The sequence below is a fragment of the Micromonospora zamorensis genome (assembly GCF_900090275.1).
In the GTDB taxonomy this organism is placed as follows: Bacteria; Actinomycetota; Actinomycetes; order Mycobacteriales; family Micromonosporaceae; genus Micromonospora; species Micromonospora zamorensis.
On sequence record NZ_LT607755.1, the window covers coordinates 6,118,435 to 6,142,959 of the forward strand.

A 24,525-nucleotide genomic window follows, 5' to 3' on the forward strand; every position below is an offset into this window, starting at 1 on the left:
GTGGAGATTCTATGGGCGCCCGATCCGTTGCCGTCTGGAGAAGGAGCGCCCGTGGACAACCTCGCGCGGTTGCTGAAGGAGAGCTGGACCCTGGTCGAGGACGACCGAGCCCGGCTGACCGACCACTTCTACGCCCGAGTGTTCCTGCTCGACCCCGCGCTGCGGCAACTCTTCCCGGTGCAGATGAGCGGCCAGGGCGACCGCCTGCTGGAAGCGATCATCGCGGCGATCCACACGGTCGACGACCCGGAGAGCTTCGACGAGTTCCTCCGGGCGCTGGGCCGCGACCACCGCAAGTACCACGTCGATGACCGGCACTACGCGACGATGGGAGTCGCCTTGCTGGACGCGCTGCGCAGCACCGCCGGCGACGGCTGGAACCTGGAGTACGACCAGGCGTGGCGCGAGGCGTACGCCGCGATCGCCGCCCTGATGGTGGCCGGGGCGGCGGCCGACGACGGCCCGCCGTTCTGGCACGCCGAGGTGCTGACCCACCAGCGGTACGGCCCGGACACCGCCGTGCTGACCTGCCGGGCGTTGCAGCACCCGCTGCGCTGGAAGGCTGGTCAGTACGTGAGCCTGGAGGTGCCGCGCCACCACCCCCGGGTGTGGCGGAACTACTCGGTGGCGAACGCCCCGAACGACGACAACGTGCTGGAGTTCCACGTGCGGTCGCCGGGTGCCGGCTGGGTTTCCGGTGCGCTGGTGCGTCGGGTGCGACCGGGCGAGCTGCTCCGCCTCGCGGCGCCGATGGGGTCGATGACCCTGGACCGCTCCTCGGAACGGGACATCCTCTGCGTCGCCGGCGGGGTCGGCCTGGCGCCGATCAAGGCCCTGGTGGAGGAGCTGGCCAGCTACAACCGGACCCGCTGGGTGCACGTCTTCTACGGCGCCCGGCAGGCGGGGGACCTGTACGGCCTGGCCGGCTTGCAGGAGCTGGTGGCCGTACACCCGTGGTTGTCGGTCACCCCGGCGTGCAGCGAGGACCCGGACTTCGACGGTGAGCAGGGCGACATCGCGGACGTGGTGGCCCGCTACGGCCCGTGGACCACGCACGACTGCTTCGTCTCCGGCTCGGCCCGGATGGTCCGGTCCACCCTGCGGGTGCTCGCCGCGGACGACGTGCCGCCGCCGCAGATCCGCTACGACACCTTCGGTGACCTCTAGACGTTCCTCCCCCCACACCGGGGCGCGTGCCCCTGCCCCCTGGGGCACGCGCCCCGGTCCCTCGTCGGTCAGTAGCGCCAGGGGTGCCCGGTCTCGCGGTATTCCTCCACCGGCACCAACGGCACGCCGGGCGCCATCCGGTCGACGTAGAGCCGCCCCTCCAGGTGGTCGATCTCGTGGGCGACCAGCCGGGCCATGCCGAACTCGAACGAGGTGATGACCCGGCTGCCGTCCCACTGGGCGTGCTCCACGTCCAGTCGGAGCGGCCGGGGCACCAGACCCCGGAAGTCGAAGAAGGAGAGGCAGCCCTCGTACTGCTCGTCGGTGTCCGGGTCGGCGTCGACCACCCGGGGGTTGAGCAGCACGACCGGCTCCGCCGATCGGTCCGGCGGCCGGACCACGGCCACCGCCCGGTCGATGCCGAGCTGCGGGGCGGCCACCCCCACCCCCTTGCTGAACGGGTGCAGCTCGTCGAGCCGGGCCAGGGCCGTGACGAGCCGGTCGACCAGGTCCCGGGCAACCGGCTCCTCCACGGGCAGGTCGAACGGCCGGACGCGTCGGCGGAGCAGGTCGGCGCCGCGTTGCACGATGCCGAGCCCGCGCATCCGGTCGCTGGGCCGGACCCGGACGCCGCCGGGACCGCTGTCGGGGTCGGTCTCCGGTCGGGCGCGGAAGCGCCACTGCATCCGGTAACGGGCGTTCAGCGGCGGGTCGTCGGTCTGCCAGTCGTAGATCGCCCGGTCGCCCTCGTCGTGCCGTTGCGGGGCCGTCCGCAGCGGGCCCTCCTCCGCAGAGAGGGAGGTTTCCACGCCCCAGACCTGCGGGTCGAGCCTCACCGGCAGGTCCAGGCGTACGGCGAGCTGCCGGGTGGGCAGCCGGACGGCGCGTTGGAACCAGGGGCCCCACTTCTCGTGCCCGACGCTGTACGCGTACTCGATGGTGGCCCGGTCGCCCGGGTAGAGCGGGAAGCGCCGCTCCCCGTTCTCGAAGAGCAGCCAGATTTCCTTGAACGCGTCCCGATCGTGTTTGGCCCGCCAGTGCATCGGCTCCGGGTCGCCGCCGCCGTCGTCCCTGCGGGCCTGCAGTTGCAGCTCGGCGAACGTGAGCGGGTGCTCCCGGTGGTGCCGGTTGGAGCGGCCGGGGTCGTTCGGGTAGCGGTCGACGGCGACCCTGGCCAGATAACGGGTGACCGGCTCGGTGCCGGCGTTGTACAGCTCGCGGTGGATCACGCACCGGTAGCCCTCGTCGGTGTGGGTGAGGGAGGCGAGTTCGCGCTCCACGACGAGGCCGGTGCCCGGCGGCAGCCACTGACCGGGCAGGTACGGCTCCCGGTGTGGTTGACCGGCGCGGGCGTGCCGCAGGTCGTCGTACTCCCGGAAGCGCTGCCAGATCGCGCCGCTGGCCTCCAGGACGGCCTCGGCGCGGCGGGCGAAGTCCTCGGTCGGACGGTGCCGGCGCCCCTCGACGTGACTCACGTAGGACGGGTCGAACCCCATCAGGACGGCCAGTTGCTTCTTGGACAGCCCTCGCCCGGTCCGTTGCCGGGCGAGCTCGGCCGCGAAGGAGTCGGCAGCCCGTTCGAGGGGTGAGGTCGTCATCAGCTTCCTCGTGGCCGGGGCTATAAGTTTCACGTTCTGTGCCCGAGCACACACGCATCTGGCACCTTGCCGACACACTGCTTGACAACCCACCGACAAACGTCGATCCTCTGGCAGCGTTTCCCCGTGTTGACGCCGGGTAGTACGCGAGGCACGGAGCGCTGTTCCCGCCGGAAAACCGGCGTGACCTGGGCCTCCCGATTTGGCCAAGGTGAGGCTTCCCTTAGACCACAGGGCATGGTTAGGCTAGCCTTAGCTCAGGACGGCACTGGTCGTCCGCCGAGGTTCGCTCCTCGGTCACGCGGACGGGGGACCTCAGGTGACAGCGGTGCTGCCGAGGCGCGACGCCACCGCCACGCCACTCGCCCCCGTCACCGCGGCGCTCCGCGCCATGTTCGGCACCGACGACCTTCCCGGGCTCGCCCGGGGCCTGGTGGTCGAAGACGAGCTCGGCTGGGCACCCGCCACCACCCTGATCGACGGCAGCCGGCTGCCAGAGCTGCTGAACGGCGCCGCCGTCCGCTGGGGTGGCACCCCGCACGCCTGCGCCGCGTTGGCCTGGAAGTCGTACAGCTACTGGACCGCACTGCCGGTCGTGCTCGGCTGGGCCTCCGCCCGGCGGGTGCCGTTGCTCGACCCGGCCGACGTGCTGATCCACTTCGAGGACCACCGGCAGCTGCTCACCATGGGCCTGCGCCGTGGCATCACCGTGGCGGTGCTGCCGAACGACCCACTGGCGCTCGCCGGCCTGCCGGAGGTGCGGGTCGTCGCCGACGAGGCGGAGCTGCTGGGCGCACTGCGCGCCTCCCTGCTCGACGCCCACCTGGCACCGCTCATCACGGCGATCCAGTCAGAGGTGCGGGTGGGCACCCGGACGCTGCTCGGCTCGGTCGCCTCCGGCATCGCACACGGCATCCTGCGGGCCGCCGACAACCTGCCCGGCTCCACGGTGCAGAGCATCGACACCCTGCTCGGCGCACTCGACCTGGCCGACCTGATCGAGCTGGTGCCGGGGCCGACCGGTGAGCCGAGCGTGCAGCGGCGCACCTGCTGCCTCGCCTTCACCCTGCCGCGGCCGAAGGTCTGCCAGGGCTGCTGCGTCCGTTAGGGCGTGTTTCGGGAGTGTCGGTCGACGCCGAGCCGGAGTCCGGGCGTCGTCCGGCAAGGCGGAGCGGTGTCCGGATACCGGTGTTGTATCCGGACACCGCGACAACGCCGCGGGCGGCGGCTGGGCCCGGCGCAGGCCGGCCAGCACTTCCGAAGCACGCCCTGGGCGGATGACTCAGTCGGTCAACGGCCGTACGTCCCACACCCATGCACCGCCGGTGAAGACCGGCTGGATCCCGGTCAGCTCGGTCATCCCCCGACGCAGCGCGGCCTCGTGCTCCTGCGGGCCGAGGATGACCACGCCGGCCCGCCAGAACCGCAGGTCGTCGACCGCCTTGACCCGGGCCTGCGGGGTGATCGGCGGCACCGCCCCGGTACGTCGGATGGTGGAGAAGAAGCTGCTGGTGGGGCGCGGCGTGGCACCGAACAGGGCGACCTTGGGAGGGTCGGCGTTCGGACGGGTGTCCGGGCCCAGGAAGTAGCCACGAGCCAGCGGCATGTCCAGCCGGGTCTCGGCGGACCAGCGCAGCGGCTCCGCGTAGGTGGTGTCCGGCAACGGCAGGGTCACCACACTGCGCCCACCGGTCACGTAGGGACGCCAGGCCCCACTGGTCACGAAGGTGGGCACCGGGTCCAGATGGGCCACGGGCAGCGGAGTGGGCACGATCGGCAACAGGGCCATCACGAGCACCGTGGCGGTGACGAAGCGGATCTGCCCGCGGGCGGCCGGGTGCGAGCGGGCCAACTCGTGGGCGCGTTGCGCACCGAAGGCGAGCAGCAGGCCGACGATCGGGGTGATCGCCAACGCCCACCGCGTCGGCACGACCGAGTGCAGGATGGGCAGGTTCTCCAGCGCCGCCCAGGGACCGGGCACACCCGTACCCCGGTTGTCGAAGCGGACCTCGCGGCCCAACGAGAGCACCGCGAAGAGCAACCCGAGCGCGGCGAGCGCGAGCACCACCACCGAGCGGCGCATCCACCACACCAGGGCGATCACCAGCACCACCAGCGCCCAACCGAAGAAGCTGTTCTCCTCGGTCGGGTTCTTGGCCAGGCCGGCGGCGGTGCGAGGGCTGCCGGCGAGTGACTCCCGGGAGTACGCGACGAACGAGGCGAGGTCGCTGGAGTAGCCACGGATCAGGCGGGACAGCCCGGAGTACGCGCCCGGCCCGAAGAACTGCACGTAGAGCGGATACGCGAGCAGCAGCCCGGAGACCCCGGCGGCGACGGCAAGGCCGGCGAGGAAGGGTCGGATCCGCGATCGTAGCTCCGGGCGGCCGAGGGCGAGCACGCCGACGACCACGCCGAGCCCGATCGCGGTCATCAGCAGGATCTCCAGGTTGAGGAAGGCCTGCCAGACGATCACGAGCGCGAGGAGGACCCCGTTGCGCAGCCAACGGCCCGGTTCACCGAGTCGCAGCGTGCGCCAGATGATCAGTGGCACGACGAACTGCGACACGATGTTCGGATGCCCGTTGGCGTGCGACACCATGGCGGGCGCGTACGCGCAGAAGCCGGCGCCCAGCCACGCGGGCCCCCGGGTGCCGATCAGGACCCGGGAGAGCAGGAAGTACCAGGCTGTGGCGGTGGCAATCATGCCGAGGGTGAGAAAGACCAGGAATGCCGCCCGAGGCCCGAACAGCAGAGTGATCGGGGTCAACGGCAATGAAATGGATAATACGGACGTATTAGCCATCAGATTCACGCCGTCCGGGACGTTCATCTGGTCGGAATGGAATGGATATGCAAAATGCGTCACGACCCGCGCACCGTGCGCCATCATCCATTCGAACTGCGACTGATCTGACTGGTTGTCCCGCACATCACTGCCCGGGTCCAACCAGAGGCGACCGGTGACCCAGAAGCCGAGCACCACGAAGCTCAGCACGGCGGCCAGATCGGCCCACTTCCCGCTGCGGGACGGCCGAGCATCACCAGAGGCCCCCTGCGCCGACGACGCGGCGGCCGGACCGTCGCTGGGCACGTCCGGTTCGGGAGTAGTCATGACAATTCATAGGGTAGTCAGGGCCTGGCGCTGCCGTGACATGTTTCGGGGTACTGCCGTACTATGTGCCGGGTTCGCCGACCGCCGATCACGAACCCACCCCCCGACCACAATTCGGCCACCCCCGATGCCCCGATTCTTCTGCCGTCCCAGCGGATGATTCACTCTGTCGGTCCAGGCACGGGTCGAGTTCATATCGTGAGGAATCGACGCATGGCAGAAATCACTGGGGATCAGCGCGTGCAGTCCGAGGTGCTGGAAGGCCTGGCCACCGCTGTCAACCACCGTCGCTGGTTCATCGAACTGGCCGTGCCGTACCTCGGCGACGACCCGATCGAGATCGGCAGCGGCCTCGGTGACTACGCCCTGGAATGGTCGCAGCGGCTGCCCCGGTTCACCGCCACCGAGGCCGACCCGGACCGGCTGCTGCAGCTCAAGGAGCGCCTCGCCGAGCGGCCGAACATCGACGTCCGGCAGATGCTGCTGCCGCACGAGGACGGGGGCGACTACAGCTCCGCGGTCTCGTACAACGTCCTGGAGCACATCGAGGACCACGTGGGCGCGCTGCGCAGCATGCGCGACCTGGTCCGACCCGGCGGCGCCGTGATCATCATCGTGCCGGCATTCCAGTTCGCGATGGGCCCGGCCGACATCGCCACCGGGCACGTCCGCCGCTACACGAAGAAGACGCTCCAGGCGGCGATGACCGAGGCCGGCCTGACCGTCGAGAAGATCCACTACGCCAACGCGCTGGGTCTGATCGGCTACTTCATGGCCACCAAGGTCTTCCGGCTGATGCCGAAGGAGGGCCCGATGGTGAAGGTGTACGACACCGTCGTCCTGCCCGCCACCAAGGCCGCCGAGCAGCTCGTCCGGCCCCCGTTCGGGCAGTCCGTCTTCGCGGTGGCCCGCGTTCCGTCCTGACCCGCCACCCCCGCGATCTTGCACTCTGTTCCGCCATCACGTGCAAGATCGCGGGGTACGGATCACTCCTTGATCTGGTACGTCGGGCGGATCACCGCTCGGGCCAGGGTGTGGAACGTGAGGTTGAAGCCGACGTAGGCGGGCGTGGCGTCCGGGGTCAGGTCCAGCCGGTCGACGTCCACGGCGTGCACCGCGAAGACGTACCGGTGCGGGCGGTCACCGGCCGGCGGAGCCGCCCCGCCATAGCCCTGCTGGCCGTAGTCGTTGCGGACCGAGAACGCCCCGCCGAGGTCGGTGCCCGCCGCGCCGCCGGCGCCGCTGGGCAACTGCGTGACGTCGACCGGCACGTTCACCAGCACCCAGTGCCAGAAACCGCTGCCGGTCGGCGCGTCGGGGTCGTAGCAGGTCACCGCGAAACTCTTCGTCTCGGCGGGGAAATCCGACCAGGTCAGCTGCGGCGAGACGTTGTCACCCCCGGTGCTGTCATGCGCGTGCCGGGCGTCCATCGGCTCGCCGTTCTGCACATCGTCACTCGTCAGCGTGAACGAGGGCAGCGTCGGCAGCAGCTCGTACGGGTCCGGGGCAATCGGTCGTTCCAGGGTCATCGGGACGCGTCCTTCCGGTGTGCGGAGTTACCAGCCCCTTCTTACCCCGCCGCAGCCCCTCCAACGACCGGAAGTACGCGCTCACCGAGGGTGGTTTGCCGGAGCTACCGTTGAGGTCGGGCAACGTTCCTCAGGGGGACACCGTGGCCGGCATCTGGCGGGACTTCGTGGCAGCGGTCTTCACCGCGTTCCGCCGCCGGGACGAGCAGGCCATCGCCGAGGAACGCCGACGCGCGGTGGAGCGGCTGGCCGAGGAGACGATCCGCGAGGCCCGACGGCCCACAGACCCGCCGGAGTGACCGGGACACCGGGTGCCGGACTACCACCGGGCAACCGGTGAAGATGACCTGATGGGGCGGATCCTCCGGTCGCGGCCGGTGGCGACCGCGGAGACACACCGAACCACCCTGTTCGAGATCTTCTTCGATCTGGTGTTCGTCTTCGGGCTCATCCGGGTCACCACGTTCATGAGCGAGCGGCCGTCGCCGGTGGCCCTCACGCAGGGGTTTCTCGTACTCCTGCTGCTGTGGATCTCCTGGGTGGTCTACTCCTGGTTGGGCAACCACGTCCGCATCGACCTCGGGTTGATCCGTGCCGGTGTGACGGTCTCGATGGCGGCGGTCTTCCTCGTCGCCCTGGTCATCCCCGACGCCTGGGCGACCGGGCCGGGCACGACGAGTCAACGACTGATCCTGGTGCTGGCCTACGTCACACTTCGGGTTATCGCTCTCGCCCTCTTCCACTGGGCTGCGGCGGGCAACCGACAGCTGCGCAGGACCATCCGTGTCTATGCCCTCTCGACCGTGCTGTCCTGGATCCCCTTCGTCCTCGGCGCCGTGTTCGGCGGCACCGCACAGCTCCTGCTCTGGGCGGCGGCCCTCACGATCGACCTGGGCGGCGGGGTGGTGTCTTCGGTGCTGAGCGGGTGGCCGGTACGCAGTCCCGGCCACTTCGCGGAGCGCCACAGTCTCGTGGTCATCATTGCGCTCGGCGAGTCCCTGATCTCGGTCGGCGCCGGCGTCGGGGTACAGCGGATTCGTGGACCGATCCTGTTGGCCGCGATCCTCACGCTGGCCGTCACGGTGTGCCTGTACTGGCTGTACTCCTCCACCGCGATCGCCGCTGGCCAAGCCTTGACGATGGAGTCCGGGTTACAACGGGCCCACGTCGGCGCCAACGCCTACACCCTCGCCCACTTCCCGCTGCTCGCCGGGACCATCTACGTGGCGCTGGGAGTCGAGCAGGTCCTCGCCGGTCTGGCGCACGAGGAGTCCCACGGCGCCTCGGAGTGGATGCCAGCGATCGCGCTGTTCGGTGGGACCGCCCTGTTCCTCGCGGGCCGGGCGACGTTTCTGGGCCTCAGCGTCCGCTGCGTACGACCGAGGCAGTTCGTCGCTCCCGTCGCGGCGCTGCTGGTACTTCCCGCCGGCCGCTATCTGCCCGGCCTGGCCGCTCTCGGCCTGCTCACCGCGCTCCTCGTCGCGCTTCTCAGCTACGAGGCGTGGACCAGGCGTGGTGCCGCTGGTAACGACTGACCAGCACTCGACTTTCAGGAAAGCGGGGCATCCGGGCAGCCCGGACACCCCGATTTCATGGAAACCGAGTCGATCAGCGATCGCGAGCGCCGTGGCGGAGGGTGTGGGATTCGAACCCACGAAGACATCGCTGCCTTACCGGTTTTCAAGACCAGCGCCATCGGCCACTAGGCGAACCCTCCCAGGCCGCCACCCGCAGGCGTACGGCCACGCATAGTCTGCCACGGCTCCCGTCGGGCGGCCCGGCGTCCCTCCCCGAATGCGACGGCCAGGCGGTCCGTCGCGTCCACAGTGGGCTGGAGGGTGCACCTGCGGTGCCGGGCGAGATCGGGTAAGACTGACTACATGAAGGCGATTACCATCCCGCAGCCCGGTGGACCCGAAGCGCTGGTCTGGGCCGAGGTGCCCGACCCGGAGCCGGGCCCCGGCGAGGTGATCGTGGATGTGCGGGCCAGCGGGGTCAACCGCGCTGACCTGCTGCAACGGCAGGGGCACTATCCGCCACCGCCGGGCGCGTCCGCGTACCCCGGGTTGGAATGCTCTGGGGTGATCACCGAGGTCGGTTCGGAGGTCGCCGGGTGGGCGGTCGGGCAGCAGGTCTGCGCGCTGCTGTCCGGCGGCGGGTACGCCGAGCGGGTCGCGGTCCCCGCCGGGCAGTTGCTCCCGGTGCCGGCCTGCGACTCGGTGGACGCCGCAGGGCTGCCCGAGGTGGCCTGCACGGTCTGGTCGAACCTGGTCCAGGTGGGTCGGCTCAGCTCGGGCGACACGCTGCTGGTGCACGGCGGGGGTAGTGGGATCGGCACCTTCGCGGTCCAGCTCGGGGCGGCCCTCGGCGCGACCGTCGTGACCACCGCCCGGGCGGCCAAGCACTCCCGGCTGCGTGAGCTGGGCGCGTCGCACCCGATCGACTACCGCGAGCAGGACTTCGTGGAGGAGGTCCGGCGGGTCACCGACGGTCGCGGCGCGGACGTGATCCTGGACATCATGGGCGCGTCCTACCTGGGCCGGAACGTCTCCGCGCTGGCGACCGGCGGTCGGCTGGTGGTGATCGGCATGCAGGGTGGGCGCAAGGCTGAGCTGGATCTCGGCGCACTGCTGACGAAGCGGGCGACCGTCGCCGCGACCTCGCTGCGGTCTCGGCCGATCGCGGAGAAGGCGGAGATCGTCCAGGGCGTACGGGACGAGGTGTGGCCGTTGATCGAGGCGGGCCGGGTCCGGCCGGTGGTGGACCGGCGGCTGCCGATGACCGAGGCGGCCGAGGCGCACCGGCTCGTCGAGTCGAACGATCACTTCGGCAAGGTGCTGCTCACCCTCGGGTGAGCAGCCGGCCCGTCAGGCGGGCGAGCCCGCCGGTGTCGGGTCGTCGGCCGGTCGGGGCAGCACCAGCCGGGCGCCCGGGCCCTCGCCGGCCAGCGCGTCCCCGGGGTTGTTGAGCGTGCAGCGCTGCAACGACAGGCAGCCGCAGCCGATGCAGCCGTCCAGGTCGTCGCGGAGCTTGGTGAGCAGCCGGATCCGCTCGTCCAGCCGGCTCCGCCAGCTCGCGGAGAGCCGCGCCCAGTCCTGTGGGCTGGGCGTACGGGCTTCGGGGAGCGAGTCCAGTGCCGCGCGGATCTCGTCGAGGGAGACGCCGACCTGCTGGGAGATCCGGATGAAGGCCACCCGCCGCAACTCGGCGCGGGCGTACCGGCGCTGATTGCCGCCGGTCCGATCGGCGCGGATCAGCCCCAGTCGCTCGTAGTAGCGCAGCGCCGACGGCGCCACGCCCGAGCGGACCGACAGCTCGCCGATCGTCAGTAGATCCTGCATCACCAGGTCCTTGAGTTGAAGTCCACTTCAACTTACACAGTAGTGGCATGACAACCACAGTGACCACCAACACCGGCTCCCGGCTTCCCGGGCTGATCCGACGACTGACCGGCGACGAGAAGCACGCGCCGAGCGCGCACTCGACCATCGACGTGCTCCAGGTGCTCTACGACCGGGTGCTGCGGGTCACCCCCGACACCGCCGACGACCCGGAACGCGACAGGTTCCTGCTCTCCAAGGGCCACGGACCGGCCGCCTACTACGCGGTGCTCGCCGCGCACGGCTTCATCCCGGAAGCCTGGCTCGACGACCTGGCCGGGCCGGCGAGCCGACTCGGCCATCATCCGGACCGGCTACTGGTCCCCGGAGTCGAGATCGGTTCCGGCTCGCTCGGGCACGGGCTCGGGCTGGCCGTCGGCAGCGCCCTCGGGCTACGGGCCCAGGGGCTGCTCAAACCCCGGGTGTACGTGTTGCTCGGCGACGCCGAACTGGACGAGGGCTCCAACCACGAGGCGATCGCGTACGCCGGTGCCACCGGCCTGGCGAACCTCACCGCGATCGTGGTCGACAACTCGTCGGCCACCCACGGCTGGGCGGGCGGCATCGCCAGCCGGTTCACCGTCAACGGCTGGACCGCCGACACCGTCGACGGCCGCAACCACACCGACCTGTACGTGGCGCTGACCGGGCACCGGCCGGGACGGCCGCACCTCGTCGTCGCCCACGTCGAGAACAAGGGATGACCGCCATGCGTGACGCCTTCATCGACGCCACCACCGCGCTGCTCGACGACGACCCGCGCACCGCAATCGTGCTGGCCGACATCTCGGCCACCCAGTTCGCGCCGGCCGGCACCCGCCACCCGGACCGGGTGTTCAATGTCGGCATCCGGGAGCAACTGATGATCGGGGTGGCCGGCGGGCTCGCCCTGACCGGGCTTCGCCCGATCGTGCACTCCTACGCGACGTTCCTGGTGGACCGGGCGTACGAGCAGATCAAGCTGGATCTGGACCACCAGGGCGTGGGCGCGGTCATGGTCAGCATCGGAGCATCGTTCGACGGGTCAGCTGAGGGCCGGACCCACCAGTCGCCCGGCGACGTGGCGCTCTTCGACTCGTTGGGCGACGGCTGGACGGTGCGGGTGCCCGGCCACCCCGACGAGGTCGCACCGCTGCTGCGCGAGGCGGCGATCACCGACGATCCGGTCTACCTGCGGCTGAGCGAGCAACGCAACGCCCGGGCGCACCCGGACGCCGACCGGTTGCGGGTGATCCGGCAGGGTGGGACGAACGCGCCGCTCGTGCTGGCAGTCGGGCCGATGCTCGATCCCACCCTGGCAGCGACCGAGGGGATGGCCGTGACGGTCGCGTACACCCACACTCCCCGGCCGTTCGACACGTCCGGGCTGCGGGCGCTCGCCGCGACCGAGGTGGTGCTGGTCGAGCCGTACCTGTCAGGAACGTCGAGCGCGGTCGTCAGCCGGGCCATGGCGGAGGTGCCGCATCGGCTGCTCGCCCTCGGGGTGGATCAGACCGACCTGCGCCGATACGGAGATCCGGCCGACCACGCCCGGTGGCACGGCCTGGATGCCGACGGTCTGCGCCGGTCGATCAGTGCGTTTCTGGGATCAGCGCGCGGGTGACGCGGTGGAACGGCGGCGGGCGCGTTCGCGGCCGAGGATCCAGATCGCCTCGACGCCGTCCTTCCAGGTGATCTTCTTGCCCTCTTCCCGGCCACGAGCCCGGTAGCTGATCGGCACCTCGTAGGGGCGGATCCGGCGACGCAGCAGCTTGCCGGTCACCTCGGCCTCCATGCCGAAGCCGCGCGAGCGCACCTCGAGCGACCGGTAGAGCGCCACCGGCATCAGCTTGAAGCAGGTCTCCAGGTCGCCGATGTACGAGTTGAACAGCACGTTGGCCGCCATCGTGACGCCCTTGTTGCCCATCACGTACCAGAAGCTGTAGGCGCTGTGGCTGCCAAAGGTGCGATTGCCGTAGACGACAGTGGCCCGCCCGTCGAGCACCGGGTCGAGCAGCTTGGGGATGTCCTGCGGGTCGTACTCCAGGTCGGCGTCGAGGATGACCATGTAGTCGCCCTCCGCGCTGTCGACCGCCGTCTTGATGGCGGCACCCTTACCGGCGTTGCGCTGGTGGGTGATGACACGCAGACGTGCGTCGTCGGCGCGGCCGAGGACCTCGCCGGTGCCGTCCCGGCTGCCGTCGTCGACGACGACCAACTCGATCTCGCAGGGATAGTCAACCGCCAACGCCTGCTTGAGGGCATCCGCGATGCGTTCTTCCTCGTTGTAGACCGGCATGAGGATCGAGAGCTTCAAGGGAATCTCCACGGTGGCGGCAACACGTCGGGCACAGCCTAGCCTGGCTGGTTGACCTTCGATATGCCGCCACCATCGGGGCTGTCGGCGTGGCTAGCGCAGACGAATGGTGTTTACTACCCGCCATGTCGGCTGGCGGCTCTCTGCTCGCGGCGGTTCCCGCCGCCGGGGCGCTCCTGCTCACCGTCGCGATGAGGCCGCGCGAGGTCGGCGCGGTCGCGCCGCTACGGCTCGCCGTGGTGCGCGCCGCGCTGCTCACCGGCGTGTACGCGGTGCTCGTCGTCGAACTTCTCGGCGCGTTGCACGCGCTGACCCGGCCGGCCTTCGCCGCCGCGTGGCTGCTCTTCCTGGCCGCCGCCGCGACAGCAGCCGGTCTGCGGCAGCGACGCGCGACCCGTACCGCGCCGACGCTCACCGCTGCACCGCGACCGGTGCCGGTCGGTGCCGTGGTGTCCGGCGGCAGCGCCGACCCGCCCGCCGCCGTCGAGCGCGGTGCGACCGGTCCCGACCCCACGCCGACCCGCGCCGTCCGGGCACCGTCCGGCCTGCTCGCCGTGGCCCTCGACGCCTGGCGTACGGCGGGACGCGGCGAGCGGCTGCTCGTCGGCGCGATCGGCGGACTGGTCCTGCTGGAGCTGCTGGTCGCGCTGCTGGCCGAGCCGAACAACTTCGACTCACAGACCTATCACCTGCCGAAGGTGGAGCACTGGGTGGCTCAGGGTGACCTGGACTTCTGGCCCACCGCCATCCACCGGCAGGTGACCATCCCGCCCGGAGCCGAGTACCTGCTGCTGCACCTTCGCCTCCTCACCGGCGGGGACCACCTGTACAACCTGGTGCAGTGGGCGGCCGGAGTGCTCTGCCTCCTGGTGGTCGCACGGATCACCGCGCAGCTCGGCGGCAGCCGACGGGCCCAGCTGCTCACCGCGTTCGTGTTGGCGACCACGCCGATGGTGGTGCTCCAGGCGACCAGCACGCAGACCGACCTGGTCTGCGCGGCGTGGGTGACCTGCGCGGCGACCCTCGTGCTGGACGGGCTGCGTCGGCGGACAGGCTGGGGCACGGTGCTCGGGTTGGGGGCGGCCACCGGTCTGACCGCGGTGACCAAGACCAGTGGTCTGATCGCGGTCGGTCCGCTGCTGCTGCTCTGGGGGTTGGCCCAGCTCCGGCTGGCGCTGACCGCGAGCACGGCGACGCCCGGCCCGACGGCGGCCGGCGCGGCACCACCCAACCCGACGGCCGGCGCGGCATCGCCCGGCCCGACGGCGGCCGGCGGGTATCGGCGGCCTCGGCCGGTCGGCGGGCTGGCCCGCACGGTCGGCGCCTCGGTGTTGATCCTGCTGGTCGCGGCCGTGGTGGTCGGCCCGTTCCTGGCCCGGGTGACCGCGGAGTTCGGGCACCCGTTGGGGCCGCCCCGGCTGCGCGAGTCGATCCCGATGGAACGGCACGACCCGCAGTCGATCCTGGTCAACGCTCTGCGGATCGGGCACACCGCGTTCGACACGCCGCTGGCGCCCCTGCGCCGGGCCGGAGCCGAGGCGATCATCGACGGAGCGGGCGCGATCGGGGTCGACCCGCAGGACCGTGCGATCACCTTCGGTCGGGAGATCTTTCCGGAGCCGGCCTGGTATCCGGACGAGGACCGGGTGGCGTTCCCCCTGACCGGGGCGCTGGTGTTGATCGGTGCGGTCGTCGCACTCGCCCGCCCGCGCCGGATCGATCCCGAGCAGGCCGGGCCGCTGCGCGCGTACGCGGTGGTGGTGTTGGCCGCCGTCCTGTTGCACACCTCGATGATCAAGTGGCAGCCGTGGGGCAACCGGCTGATCCTCTACGCCGTGGTGCTGGCCGTGCCGCTGGCCGGGCTCTGGCTCGACGCGCTCTTCCGCCGCCGCCGCGGCAACCCGGGTCGGCCGGGAGCCCGCCGGTCGGTGGCCACGCTGACGGCGGTCACCGTGCTGGCCACCGCGGCGCTGGCCGGTGTGCTCGCGCTGTCGTACGGCTTTCCGCGACGGCTGGTCGGTGCCGGTTCGGTCTTCACCACCTCGGACTGGGACACCCGGTTCCTGCGGCGTCCGCAGTGGGCCGACGAGTTCCGCTGGGCGGCGACGGCGGTCCGCGACAGCGGTGCCGGACGGATCGGGCTGGTGCAGCAGAACGACAACTGGGAGTACCCGTGGTGGCTGCTGCTCCGGCAGCCGGACGGGGGTTCGCCGGACCTGGTGGCGTTGCAGTCGGTGCTGCCGGAGCGACCGCCGGCGGACCCTGCCTCGGTCGACGCGATCGTCTGCACCGGCAGTCGTCCGGCCTGCACGAAGCTGGTCCCGGCCGGCTGGCGGCTGGAGTTCCGCGGCTACGTCGGCTACGCCCTGCCGCCGGGCCGCTGACCCGGCGGTCCGCTTCGGCGCATCTCGATCGCCCGGATAGTCCGATCCGGGCGGTTCTGCAGCCTGCGCGCAAGGATCCGAGACGCATTCACATCCATTGATCCGCACGTTACCTTCTGGTAACTCAGTCGACGTCCCGCGACTGAGCCGAAAGGAGTGCGTCGATGCCTGCAATCCCCGCCAGGCCCGAACGCGCGACCCGACGACGGGCCATCACCGTCGCCGTGGCCGTCGCCGCCCTCGTCCTACCGATGCTCGCCGGACCGGCCACCCCCGCCACCGCCGCCGACCGTCCAACCGTCCAACCACTCCCCGCCAACCTCGAGGCCATCCGGGCCGCCGAGGCCACCGCCCTCTACGGCACCCCCGCGATCCGCCCGATCGAGCAACGCCGCACCGCGCTGATCACCATGGGCGACAGCCAGATCTCCGGTGAGGGAGTCGGCAACTACGTGCCCGGCACCCACCAGGACGGCAACTGGTGCGACCGCTCGTACGACCAGGCGGTGTTCCGCACCGGCATCCCGTCGGACGCGAGATACAACATCGCCTGCTCCGGTGCCACCCCGTGGAACCTCATCGCCGGCGGCCCGACCCAGCACAACGAGCTGAACCAGGGCGACTACCTGGGCATCAAGGCGCGCAACACGCACGTGAAACTGATCTGGGTGGTGGTCGGCGCGAACGGAGACGGCACCATCCAGTTCGGCCCGGTCGCCACCGACTGCGCTGTCAGCCGGGTCTTCCTCCAGGGCAACTGCTACCCCGACTACACCGACCAGTGGACGATCCGCACCGACGGCAGCCGCCGGGCGGTTGCGGACGCCCTCACCGACATCCGACAGACCATGACCAGGGCCGGCTACCTGCGCACGGACTACGAGCTGGTGCTCATGTCGTACCCGAGCCCGGCCAGCCCGGACGTGGAGGACAACCCGAACTTCCCCGGCTGGTACTCCGGCGGCTGCCTGCTCTACCTGGCCGACGCCGCGTTCGCCCGCAACAAGGCGGTGCCGCTGTTCGAGTCGGCGCTGCGCGCGGCGGCCACCCAGACCGGCACCCGCTACCTGGACGCCAGCCGGCTCTTCCACGGCCACGAGGTGTGCACTGACAACACCTCGGTCCGCGGCCTCAACATCGAGATCGGGATCTGGAACGAGAACGCCGCCCGGCAGTCGTTCCACCCCAACGCCCGCGGGCACGGCATGTTCGCCCAGTGCATCACCCAGTTCTGGAACTCCGGACATAACCAGGCCACCTGCGTCGACCCGGCCAGCACCGGCGCTGGCGTGCTCTACCCGGGCCTGATGCAGTTCAAGCAGTTGCGCAACCCTGCCACCAACACCTGCGTCGACGGTAAGGGTTACGACTCCCGCAACGGCACCGCCCAGCAGTCGTACGGCTGCCACGGCGGGCGCAACCAGGGCTTCTGGTACGACTCGGCCAAGCGGTCACTGCACTCGGAGCTGTCCCACGACCGTTGCCTCGATGTCGCCGGCGCATCGATGACGGCCGGCACCGCGGTCAACATCTACGACTGCAACGGCACTGCCGCCCAGCAGTTCACCTTCGTCGGCAACCAGCTCAAGCCGGCCGCCGCCAGCAACCTCTGCGTGGCGTTCGACAGCCCGTCGTCGGGCGCTCCCCGGCTGCGGTTGGCCACCTGCTCCACCAGCACCCGGCAGCAGTGGTCGTTCGAGGCTCGTACCGCCGCCAACCCGGTCGGCTACGGTCACGACGACTTCATCGGCTCCCGCGTCTACTGACGGAAGGAGGGGCCCCTGGTCGACTCAGGGGCCCCTCGCTCACTTCGTGCGGGGGATGAGGACGAGTCGCGCCACGCCCTTGTCGCCGTCCTTCGCGCCGGCGACGCCGAGCGTCGCGCCGACCTTCACCTCGCTCGGCTGCACTGTGGCGCGCCGCTCGACGACCCGCAGGTCCTCGCCGAAGGTCCAGGTCATGGTGAAGCCGTCGGTGGACTTGACGGTCATCGAGTCGCCGTCGATCGCGGTCACCTCGCCGCGCTGCACGGCGACGGTCTGCGTACCGCCGTCCTTCGTCTTCACGACCGCCTCACCGTGCAGGGTGTTCCTGCGCAGCTGCACCCGGGCCTGGCGGCGCTTGCGCCACTCCTCGCCGCGCTTCTCCCGGGCCTTGTCCCTGGCGGTGGGGGAGGCACCCGGCGTCGGGGTGGCCGGCGCGGCGACGGTCTGCACGTCCAGGTCGTCGGCGTCGAAGCCCATCGCGGTCAGCGCCTGACCCTCCACGCCCATCGCGGCGGCGACCTCGACGGCGGCCTCCCGGGCGGGCTGGCTGGCCACCTCGGCCGCGCCACAGCCGCTGACGCCCAGCGTGACCGCCGCGAGCAGTGCCGTGGTGCCGGTGGCGAATCCCCAACGTGGCATGACGTTCCCTCTCGTCCGTGGAGCCCTCAGCATCTCCGTCGAGGACGAGCGGAGCGTCAGGCCGATGTTCGAGCCAGGTAAGGATCGCCGGGCAGTCGGACCGTGAAGGCCGCGCCGCCCTCCGGCGCGTGCCCGGCGGCGATCTCTCCGCCCAGCCGGCGGACCAGGCCGGCGGCCAGCGCCAACCCCAGCCCGCTGCCCACCTTGCGCACACCCCGGTAACGCTGGTGCAGTGCCCCGCGTTCGAACGCCACCGCCAGGTCGTCGTCGGTGAAGCCGGGCCCGCCGTCCCGGACCTCCAGCTCACCGCCGGAGGCCGGGTCCGCACCCGCCGCCCGGACCGCGAGCACCACCGGCGACCCCGGGGGTACGACCCGCAGCGCGTTCTCCAGTAACCCGTCCAGCACCTGCCTGATTCGCCCCGGATCGGTGTACGCGGGCACCGGCTGACCTGGCGTCTCCAACCGGAACGGCACGCCCACCGCCGCGCACCGGCCGGACCAGGTCGGCTCCGCGTCCACGGCCAACTGGGTGAGGTCCACCGGCACCGGTTCGAGCGGGAAGTCGGCGGCCTCCAGCCGGGCCAGCGCCAGCAGGTCCCCGATCAGCCGGTCCAGGTGTTGGGCCTCAGCCAGCATCGTCCGACCGGTGTCGACGGTGTCGTCCGCGCCGAGCACCCCGTCGGCGAGCGCTTCGGCGTACCCCCGGATCGCGGTCAGCGGGGTGCGCAGCTCGTGCGAGACGGACAGCAGGAACTCCCGCTGCCGCCCCTCACTGGTGGCCAGCGCACCGGCCAGACCGTTCAACGCCTCGGCCAGGTCGGCGACCTCGTCCGGTGACTCGACCGGCACCCGGACGGCGCGGTCGCCGGCGCGTAGCCGGGCGGCGGCGGTGGCCGCGACGCGGATCGGCCGGGCCAGCCGGCGGGCCAGCAGCAACCCGGCCACGACGCCGGCGGCCAACCCGGCCAGCAGCGGTAACCAGAGGCTCAGCAGCACCCGGGCCCACAACCCGTTCGCCGAGGGGCGGGACAGCACCACCCCGTTGCCGTTGGGGAGCGCCCGGCCCTCGACCAGGGCACGTTCGCCGTTGACGACCCGCCGGACCGACACGTTGCGCCCCTGCCCGATCCGCTGCACCACCCGAGGTGGCAGGCCCGGCCGGTCGACCGCTCCGCGCCGGATCAGGTACGCGTCGATGCCCTGATTGCGCAGTTGCTGGATGAGCCGCTCCTCGTCGGCGCTGCGACCCCGGTCCAGGCGGGTGCGCAGCACCTCGGCCGCGAGCCGGGCCTGCGCGGCGAGCGCCTCCTGGTCGCGTCTCTCCGCGCCACGGATCGCCAACGGCACCGCCACGATCGCGGTGACCAGCACCGACACCAGCGCCACCGCGCAGGTGACCAGCACCGCACGGGCGGTGAGCGTACGGCCCAGGCCGCCACGTCGAGGTGCGGCGGGTGGGGAGGTGCCAACCACCGGCAGCGACATGGTCGGCGACCCGGCGCGCCCGGATTGGTCAGGCATCGACCGCGTACCCGACGCCACGGTGAGTCCGGATCACGCTGGCCGGGCCGAGCTTCGCCCGCACCTGGGCGACGTGCACGTCGACTGTGCGGGTGCCGGCGTGCGCCGCGTACCCCCAGACCCCGGCCAGCAGCTCCTCCCGGGTGAAGACCCGGCCGGGCCGGGCCATCAGATGGGCCAGCAGGTCGAACTCGGTGGAGGTGAGCTGCACCGGTGCGCCAGCGGCGGTGACCGTTCGGCGGGCCGGGTCGAGCGTCACCGGGCCGACGACGCGCTGCCGGTCCGCGCCCTCCGGGCCGCCAGCGGAGCGACGCAGCACCGCGCGCACCCGGGCGACCAGCTCCCGGGGGCTGAACGGCTTGGTCACGTAGTCGTCGGCGCCCAACTCCAGGCCGACGATCCGATCGACCTCGTCGTCGCGGGCGGTGAGGAAGATGACCGGGGTCCAGTCGCCGGCCTCGCGCAGCTGGCGGCAGATCTCGGTGCCGGGCAGGCCCGGCAGGGCGATGTCCAGGACGCAGGCCACCGGGCGGATCCGGCGGGCGGCGCTCAGGCCGGCCGCGCCGTCCCGTTCCAGGTGGACGCCGAAGCCGTCCCGGGTGAGATAGAGCCGGACCAGGTCGGCGATGGCCGGCTCGTCCTCGACCACGAGGACGAGCCCGCGGTGCGGCGGTTCGACGGTCACCGGCCCATGATTGCCGACCCGGTGGACCCGGCGCGATCGGTGCGTGTTCGAGTCAGGTAAAGGCGACGCAAAGCCCGGTCGGGCGTCAGCTCACCACGGCGGGGCGGAACGCGTTGGGCCGCGCGGCGGCCGGCGCGTCACCGATGGTGGCGAGGATGCGCTCACGGGGCACCCGCAGGCGGGTCCGAAAGGCATGGTTGAGCAGCGCATCGAGCTGCCAGACCTGCTTCGGGTGACTCGTGCGGATCAGGAACCGCTCGCGGATCCCGTCGATCGCGGTGGCCGCCATCTCGACCGACTGGAGTCGCGGGTCCGGGCTCCAGGTGACGTTGCTCAGCTCGCGCAACTCGGTGTTGAGATGCAGGCGCAGACGGTGCAGTAGTCGGGTCTGCTGGGTGACCACCAGTCGACGGTGGGTGAGCAGCAGCAGATAGTCGCCGGTGACCGGGCGGTCGGGGCGGCTGCAACGGGTGACCAGGATGGTGGCGTCACCGGAGCCGACGCAGCGCCGGAAGACCGGCATGTGCCGGCTCACGGTCTGCACGGCCAGGCCAGCCTCGGCGGCGGCCGGAAGGAACGTTCGGGAGAAGACGTCCATGACCTGCCCAACGACGTCTTCGGCGGGGTGACGTGGGTCACGCGGGTTTTTTGGAAGTTCCACGCCGCAGGTCGCACTGCCTGTCCGACTTCCGACTTGGACGGATCGTGGTCAGGAGTCCGATTGAAGGGGGCTTGCGGCGAACAGCTCCTCCAGCCAACCGGGGACCGCGTCGGCGTACTCGGCACGGGACTCGTCTGCGGTGTCCAGGGCTCGCCGCCAGGACAGCGACCGGCTCACCGGCCCCAGGCCGATCGCGAGGTCGGCGGCCTCGACGAGGGTTCGGCGGTCGTACCGGTCGGTCCACGCCTCCAGGTAGGCGTCGCGCAGCCGCGCCACCCCCGTGTCGTCGGCCGCCAGCTTCTTCGCGTGCCGGATGGACCGCAAAGTCACCAGCAGCGTGCCGAACGGGTGCGCCACGGAGGCGTCGCCCCAGTCGAAGTAGCGGTAGCCGTCCGGGCCCGCGAAGACGTTGCCGTCGTGCAGGTCGTCGTGCTGCACGGTGGCCGGGATGGCGATGTCGGCGAGCCGGCGGCACCGCTCGGCGTACGACGGCAGCTCCGCCCGCAGCCGCTCGTGCAGGTCCGGGCTGAGCCCGCCCTCGGCACCGATCAGCAGCGCCTCGCGATCGTCGAGCAGCTCGGCGAGGAGCCCGGCCAGGGCCTCGGGGCGGTGGTCCGGCACGCCCAGGGCGACCAGTTCGTCGGCGCGCGGCGCGGTGGCCAGTTGGAGCGCCGCGTATCCGGGTAGTGCCCGCTCCCAGTGCGCCAGATCGGGGTCGCGCGCCAGCACGTCGCGCAACGACTCGCCGCCGTCGGGCAGCAGTGACCAGCCCTGCTCCGGGTCCACCGCGATCGGTGTCAGCACCCGTTCCGGTGTCAGCTCGGCGAGCGTCGCGATCAGGGCGGCCTCGTGCACGGTGCCGGGGTTGTTGGCCTTGAACCAGACCGGGCCGTCGTCGGTGGGCACCCGCCAGACCAGCGACCACGGGCGCACCCGAGGCTCCACCAGACCCGTCACCCGCCGGCCGGCCTGGCTCAGCCGCGCGTCGACCCAGGACCGGGCCCGCACCTGCCACCGCTCACTGGACCAGTCGGGGGCACGCTCACCGGCGATCGTCGTCACGCTGGCACCTTAGGCGGCCCTCCCGGGCCGGGGCGAGGCGTTTTCCCCCAGCGGTGTCAGACCAGCTCGACGATGGTGGCGTTGGCCATTCCGCCGCCCTCGCACATGGTCTGCAGGCCGTAGCGGATCCCGTTGTCCCGCATGTGCTGGAGCATCGTGGTCATGATCCGGGCACCGGAGCCGCCGAGCGGGTGACCGAGTGCGATCGCCCCACCACGCGGGTTGAGCCGCTCCGGGTCCGCCTCGGTCTCGGCCAGCCAGGCCAGTGGCACCGGGGCGAACGCCTCGTTCACCTCGTACACACCGATCTCCTCGATGCCCAGCCCCGCGCGGCGCAGCGCCTTCGCGGTGGCCGGGATGGGGGCGGTGAGCATGGTGACCGGGTCGTCGGCGGCGACCACGGCGGTGTGGATCCGGGCAAGCGGCCGAAGGCCGTGCCGGCTGGCCCACTCGGAGGTCGTCACCGCGAGGGCCGCGGCGCCGTCGGAGATCTGGGACGCGGACCCGGCGGTCACCACGCCGTCGGCACGGAACGGCGTGGCCAGCTCGCCGAGCTTGGCCAGGGTCGTGTCCCGGCGGATGCCCTCGTCGGCGGCGAACTTGCCACCATCGCCGAGTGGCACCGGCGTGAGCTCCGGGTCGAACGCGCCAGCGTCCTGTGCGGCGGCTGCCTTCTCGTGGCTGGCCAGCGCGAACTCGTCGAGCTGGGTACGCGAGAGGCGCCACCGCCGGGCGATCAGCTCGGCACCGACGCCCTGGTTGAACGGCAGTGGCGCGTCGTCGGCGAAGCCCTCGACACCCCGGTAACGGTCCCGGAGCTGGTCGCTGAACGGCATGCCGCCGGCCACACTGGAGCCCATCGGCACCCGGGTCATCGACTCCACCCCGCCGGCGACCACCAGGTCAGCCTGGCCGGAGAGCACCGTGGCGGCGGCGAAGTGCAGCGCCTGCTGGCTGGAGCCGCACTGCCGGTCCAGCGTCGTGCCGGGGACCGTCTCGGGCCAGCCGGCGGCGAGCACGCCGTTGCGGGCGATGTTCCACGACTGCTCGCCGACCTGGGACACGCAGCCCCAGAAGACGTCGTCGACCTGCGCCGGGTCGAGCCCGGTGCGCTCGGCGAGGGCGCGCAGCACGTGCGCCGAGAGATCGACCGGGTGGACGCCGGCGAGGCTGCCCTTGCGCCGCCCGACCGGGGTACGTACCGCGCCGACGATGACCGCGTCACTCATGTTTACTCCCCGGTAACTTGGGCTGTCCCGATCCTACGTCGTCCCAGGACCGACCGTCCGGCCCCACCATCACGAGATGCCGGAATCCGACGGCCGCTGGCATGCTGGGCGGGTGGATGAGATCACCGGGGCCCGGCAGTGGCGAGTGCCGTCGAGTCTGCCAGCGGCGAAGCTGGCCGGCGCCGTCCTGCTCGTCGCCCTCGGGCTGCTCTTCGCCGACGGCGACCCGGTCCGCCTGGTGGTGGCCGTCCTGGCCGCGGTCACGGTGGCCGTCTGGGCGGTACGCGACCTGGTCGTGCCGGTCCGGTTGGCGGTGGACCCGGCGGGGCTCACCGTCATCCACGGGTTCGCGGGCCGGCGGCTGCTGCCCTGGTCGACGGTCGAGGCGATCACCGTCGACCGTCGGCCACGGTTGGGGCTGACCAGCGAGACCCTGGAGATCGACGCGGGCAACTCGCTGCACCTCTTCGGCCGCTACGACCTGGGAGCCACCCCGGAAGAGGTCGCCACCGCACTGCGTGCCGCCCGCCCGAACCCCTGAGCTGTCAGCCGAGCAGTTGGGCGGTCCGGAAGAGCACGAGCGCGAGCAGGACCACCAGGATGATCGCCGCGCCGGCGACCTGCACCAGCGTCCGCCGGCCACGAGGCGCGTACGCGAGCACCAACGCCATCAGCGCGCCGACGACCAGCCCACCGAGGTGCCCGGGGATCGAGATGCCCGGCACCGCCAGCGTGAACACCAGGTTGATCACCAGGATCGGGATGATCCGGGAGATGTCCCGACCCAGCTTGCGTTCGATGATGATCAGTGCGGCGAAGAGACCGAAGACGGCTGTCGACGCCCCGACGGTGGCGGCCCGCGGGCTGCTGAACAGATAGGCGGCCACGTTGCCGCCCAGACCGGCGATCAGGTAGAGCGCGGCGAAACGGACCCGCCCGAGGTTGGCCTCCAGCGACCGACCGAGCACCCACAACGCCCACATGTTGAGCAGCAGGTGCAGCACGCCGTAGTGCAGGAACATCGCGGTGACCAGCCTGTACCACTGGCCCTCGGCGATCCCACCGAGCGTGTAGTCGGACAGGTACGCCCGGCCGAGCACCGCACCCCACTCGGTCAGCGGCGTGCTGCCACCCATGAGGCCGCCGAAACCGGAGCCCCCCATCGCCGCGTCCCCACCCCGAGCCGAGGCGATGGAGACCAGCAGGAGCAGCGCGTTCACCGCGATCAGGGTCTTCGTGACATAGCCGTGCCGGCCGGCCGTACCACCACCGAAGGCGGTACGCGCCGGCCGGACACTGCGACGACCCTCGTTGACGCACTCCGGGCACTGGTGCCCGACCGACGCATCGCGCATGCAGTCCGGACAGATCGGCCGGTCGCAGCGGCTGCACCGGACATAGGTCTCCCGGCCGGGATGCCGGTAGCAGACCGGGGTGGTCGGCGGAGACTCGCTCACCGGGCCGACCCTCCGTCCACCGCCGCGCGAACCACCG

At 71.5% G+C, this 24,525-nt stretch carries 23 protein-coding genes and 1 tRNA gene; 11 read left to right on the forward strand and 13 right to left on the reverse strand.

Going from position 1 to position 24,525, the window contains the following annotated elements; all coding sequences use genetic code 11:
- Positions 1–51 precede the first annotated feature (51 nt).
- Positions 52–1,167, forward strand: coding sequence for a globin domain-containing protein (locus GA0070619_RS27335; protein ID WP_088950680.1), 1,116 nt, complete (start codon positions 52–54; stop codon positions 1,165–1,167).
- Positions 1,168–1,235: 68 nt separating this feature from the next.
- On the opposite strand, the gene GA0070619_RS27340 is transcribed toward GA0070619_RS27335, so the two are convergent.
- Positions 1,236–2,765 (reverse strand): peptide deformylase, encoded by a 1,530-nt coding sequence (locus GA0070619_RS27340; RefSeq protein ID WP_088950681.1) that lies wholly within the window; start codon positions 2,763–2,765, stop codon positions 1,236–1,238.
- 331 nt (positions 2,766–3,096) lie between these two features.
- On the opposite strand from GA0070619_RS27340, the gene GA0070619_RS27345 reads away from it, so the two are divergent.
- Positions 3,097–3,873 carry a hypothetical protein gene (locus GA0070619_RS27345; protein ID WP_088952084.1) on the forward strand — a complete coding sequence of 259 codons (777 nt, stop codon included), beginning with the start codon at positions 3,097–3,099 and terminating at the stop codon, positions 3,871–3,873.
- Positions 3,874–4,047: 174 nt separating this feature from the next.
- On the opposite strand, the gene GA0070619_RS27350 is transcribed toward GA0070619_RS27345, so the two are convergent.
- Entirely contained in the window at positions 4,048–5,877 is a 1,830-nt protein-coding gene (locus GA0070619_RS27350) for a glycosyltransferase family protein (RefSeq protein ID WP_231927172.1), read from the reverse strand.
- Positions 5,878–6,090: 213 nt separating this feature from the next.
- Here GA0070619_RS27350 and GA0070619_RS27355 point away from each other — a divergent pair, with 213 nt between their 5' ends.
- Positions 6,091–6,801: a class I SAM-dependent methyltransferase gene (locus GA0070619_RS27355; RefSeq protein WP_088950682.1), complete on the forward strand. Its 711-nt coding sequence runs from the start codon at positions 6,091–6,093 to the stop codon at positions 6,799–6,801.
- Positions 6,802–6,863: 62 nt separating this feature from the next.
- On the opposite strand, the gene GA0070619_RS27360 is transcribed toward GA0070619_RS27355, so the two are convergent.
- Positions 6,864–7,406 (reverse strand): YbhB/YbcL family Raf kinase inhibitor-like protein, encoded by a 543-nt coding sequence (locus tag GA0070619_RS27360; RefSeq protein WP_088950683.1) that lies wholly within the window; start codon positions 7,404–7,406, stop codon positions 6,864–6,866.
- 143 nt (positions 7,407–7,549) lie between these two features.
- Between GA0070619_RS27360 and GA0070619_RS32585 the strand changes: the two genes are divergently transcribed.
- Both GA0070619_RS32585 and GA0070619_RS27365 read left to right on the forward strand, forming a co-directional pair.
- The gene (locus GA0070619_RS32585) at positions 7,550–7,705 is read left to right on the forward strand and encodes a hypothetical protein (protein ID WP_157744092.1); all 156 of its coding nucleotides are present in this window, start codon (positions 7,550–7,552) and stop codon (positions 7,703–7,705) included.
- Positions 7,706–7,756: 51 nt separating this feature from the next.
- A complete protein-coding gene (locus GA0070619_RS27365) occupies positions 7,757–8,941 on the forward strand; it encodes a low temperature requirement protein A (protein WP_088950684.1) in 1,185 nt (394 codons plus the stop codon).
- A 92-nt stretch (positions 8,942–9,033) separates the two neighbouring features.
- On the opposite strand, the gene GA0070619_RS27370 is transcribed toward GA0070619_RS27365, so the two are convergent.
- Positions 9,034–9,123 (reverse strand) — tRNA-Ser (locus GA0070619_RS27370).
- 163 nt (positions 9,124–9,286) lie between these two features.
- On the opposite strand from GA0070619_RS27370, the gene GA0070619_RS27375 reads away from it, so the two are divergent.
- Positions 9,287–10,261, forward strand: coding sequence for an NAD(P)H-quinone oxidoreductase (locus GA0070619_RS27375; RefSeq protein ID WP_088950685.1), 975 nt, complete (start codon positions 9,287–9,289; stop codon positions 10,259–10,261).
- A 12-nt stretch (positions 10,262–10,273) separates the two neighbouring features.
- Here GA0070619_RS27375 and soxR read toward each other — a convergent pair whose 3' ends face one another.
- Positions 10,274–10,747 carry a redox-sensitive transcriptional activator SoxR gene (gene soxR, locus GA0070619_RS27380; RefSeq protein WP_088950686.1) on the reverse strand — a complete coding sequence of 158 codons (474 nt, stop codon included), beginning with the start codon at positions 10,745–10,747 and terminating at the stop codon, positions 10,274–10,276.
- A gap of 47 nt (positions 10,748–10,794) precedes the next feature.
- On the opposite strand from soxR, the gene GA0070619_RS27385 reads away from it, so the two are divergent.
- Positions 10,795–11,490, forward strand: a complete 696-nt coding sequence (locus GA0070619_RS27385) for a hypothetical protein (RefSeq protein ID WP_088950687.1) — start codon at positions 10,795–10,797, stop codon at positions 11,488–11,490.
- Positions 11,491–11,495: 5 nt separating this feature from the next.
- Positions 11,496–12,389, forward strand: a complete 894-nt coding sequence (locus GA0070619_RS27390) for a transketolase family protein (protein ID WP_088952087.1) — start codon at positions 11,496–11,498, stop codon at positions 12,387–12,389.
- Here GA0070619_RS27390 and GA0070619_RS27395 read toward each other — a convergent pair.
- A complete protein-coding gene (locus GA0070619_RS27395; protein WP_088952086.1) occupies positions 12,375–13,082 on the reverse strand; it encodes a glycosyltransferase family 2 protein in 708 nt (235 codons plus the stop codon). The genes GA0070619_RS27390 and GA0070619_RS27395 overlap by 15 nt on opposite strands.
- Positions 13,083–13,207: 125 nt before the next feature.
- Here GA0070619_RS27395 and GA0070619_RS27400 point away from each other — a divergent pair, with 125 nt between their 5' ends.
- Positions 13,208–15,466 (forward strand): ArnT family glycosyltransferase, encoded by a 2,259-nt coding sequence (locus GA0070619_RS27400; protein ID WP_172862129.1) that lies wholly within the window; start codon positions 13,208–13,210, stop codon positions 15,464–15,466.
- A gap of 164 nt (positions 15,467–15,630) precedes the next feature.
- On the forward strand, positions 15,631–17,232 hold the full coding sequence (locus GA0070619_RS27405; protein ID WP_088950688.1) for a ricin-type beta-trefoil lectin domain protein: 1,602 nt from the start codon (positions 15,631–15,633) through the stop codon (positions 17,230–17,232).
- 39 nt (positions 17,233–17,271) lie between these two features.
- Here the strand turns inward: GA0070619_RS27405 and GA0070619_RS27410 are convergent, their stop codons facing one another.
- The 6 genes from GA0070619_RS27410 to GA0070619_RS27435 form a co-directional block, all read right to left on the reverse strand.
- Positions 17,272–17,871 (reverse strand): hypothetical protein, encoded by a 600-nt coding sequence (locus GA0070619_RS27410; RefSeq protein WP_088950689.1) that lies wholly within the window; start codon positions 17,869–17,871, stop codon positions 17,272–17,274.
- A gap of 56 nt (positions 17,872–17,927) precedes the next feature.
- Positions 17,928–19,394 carry a sensor histidine kinase gene (locus GA0070619_RS27415; RefSeq protein WP_088950690.1) on the reverse strand — a complete coding sequence of 489 codons (1,467 nt, stop codon included), beginning with the start codon at positions 19,392–19,394 and terminating at the stop codon, positions 17,928–17,930.
- Positions 19,387–20,079, reverse strand: a complete 693-nt coding sequence (locus GA0070619_RS27420; protein ID WP_088950691.1) for a response regulator transcription factor — start codon at positions 20,077–20,079, stop codon at positions 19,387–19,389. The genes GA0070619_RS27415 and GA0070619_RS27420 overlap by 8 nt, the downstream gene beginning before the upstream one ends.
- Positions 20,080–20,164: 85 nt before the next feature.
- The gene (locus tag GA0070619_RS27425) at positions 20,165–20,677 is read right to left on the reverse strand and encodes a hypothetical protein (protein ID WP_088950692.1); all 513 of its coding nucleotides are present in this window, start codon (positions 20,675–20,677) and stop codon (positions 20,165–20,167) included.
- 111 nt (positions 20,678–20,788) lie between these two features.
- A complete protein-coding gene (locus tag GA0070619_RS27430) occupies positions 20,789–21,802 on the reverse strand; it encodes a phosphotransferase (protein ID WP_088950693.1) in 1,014 nt (337 codons plus the stop codon).
- Between the two features lie 56 nt (positions 21,803–21,858).
- The gene (locus tag GA0070619_RS27435) at positions 21,859–23,031 is read right to left on the reverse strand and encodes a thiolase family protein (protein ID WP_088950694.1); all 1,173 of its coding nucleotides are present in this window, start codon (positions 23,029–23,031) and stop codon (positions 21,859–21,861) included.
- A 76-nt stretch (positions 23,032–23,107) separates the two neighbouring features.
- Here GA0070619_RS27435 and GA0070619_RS27440 point away from each other — a divergent pair, with 76 nt between their 5' ends.
- A complete protein-coding gene (locus tag GA0070619_RS27440) occupies positions 23,108–23,572 on the forward strand; it encodes a PH domain-containing protein (protein WP_088950695.1) in 465 nt (154 codons plus the stop codon).
- A gap of 4 nt (positions 23,573–23,576) precedes the next feature.
- On the opposite strand, the gene GA0070619_RS27445 is transcribed toward GA0070619_RS27440, so the two are convergent.
- Entirely contained in the window at positions 23,577–24,488 is a 912-nt protein-coding gene (locus GA0070619_RS27445; RefSeq protein ID WP_088950696.1) for a rhomboid family intramembrane serine protease, read from the reverse strand.
- Positions 24,489–24,525 lie beyond the last annotated feature (37 nt).

Bases quoted from the DNA above. Each gene is read 5' to 3' on its own strand.
- GA0070619_RS27435 (WP_088950694.1), bottom strand. From the start codon at position 23,031: ATGAGTGACGCGGTCATCGTCGGCGCGGTACGTACCCCGGTCGGGCGG.
- GA0070619_RS27375 (WP_088950685.1), top strand. From the start codon at position 9,287: ATGAAGGCGATTACCATCCCGCAGCCCGGTGGACCCGAAGCGCTGGTC.
- GA0070619_RS27410 (WP_088950689.1), bottom strand. From the start codon at position 17,871: ATGCCACGTTGGGGATTCGCCACCGGCACCACGGCACTGCTCGCGGCG.
- GA0070619_RS27385 (WP_088950687.1), top strand. From the start codon at position 10,795: ATGACAACCACAGTGACCACCAACACCGGCTCCCGGCTTCCCGGGCTG.
- GA0070619_RS27390 (WP_088952087.1), top strand. From the start codon at position 11,496: ATGCGTGACGCCTTCATCGACGCCACCACCGCGCTGCTCGACGACGAC.
- GA0070619_RS27355 (WP_088950682.1), top strand. From the start codon at position 6,091: ATGGCAGAAATCACTGGGGATCAGCGCGTGCAGTCCGAGGTGCTGGAA.
- GA0070619_RS27340 (WP_088950681.1), bottom strand. From the start codon at position 2,765: ATGACGACCTCACCCCTCGAACGGGCTGCCGACTCCTTCGCGGCCGAG.
- GA0070619_RS27405 (WP_088950688.1), top strand. From the start codon at position 15,631: ATGCCTGCAATCCCCGCCAGGCCCGAACGCGCGACCCGACGACGGGCC.
- soxR (WP_088950686.1), bottom strand. From the start codon at position 10,747: ATGCAGGATCTACTGACGATCGGCGAGCTGTCGGTCCGCTCGGGCGTG.
- GA0070619_RS27350 (WP_231927172.1), bottom strand. From the start codon at position 5,877: ATGACTACTCCCGAACCGGACGTGCCCAGCGACGGTCCGGCCGCCGCG.
- GA0070619_RS27415 (WP_088950690.1), bottom strand. From the start codon at position 19,394: ATGCCTGACCAATCCGGGCGCGCCGGGTCGCCGACCATGTCGCTGCCG.
- GA0070619_RS27400 (WP_172862129.1), top strand. From the start codon at position 13,208: ATGTCGGCTGGCGGCTCTCTGCTCGCGGCGGTTCCCGCCGCCGGGGCG.
- GA0070619_RS27360 (WP_088950683.1), bottom strand. From the start codon at position 7,406: ATGACCCTGGAACGACCGATTGCCCCGGACCCGTACGAGCTGCTGCCG.
- GA0070619_RS27365 (WP_088950684.1), top strand. From the start codon at position 7,757: ATGGGGCGGATCCTCCGGTCGCGGCCGGTGGCGACCGCGGAGACACAC.
- GA0070619_RS27425 (WP_088950692.1), bottom strand. From the start codon at position 20,677: ATGGACGTCTTCTCCCGAACGTTCCTTCCGGCCGCCGCCGAGGCTGGC.
- GA0070619_RS27440 (WP_088950695.1), top strand. From the start codon at position 23,108: ATGCCGGAATCCGACGGCCGCTGGCATGCTGGGCGGGTGGATGAGATC.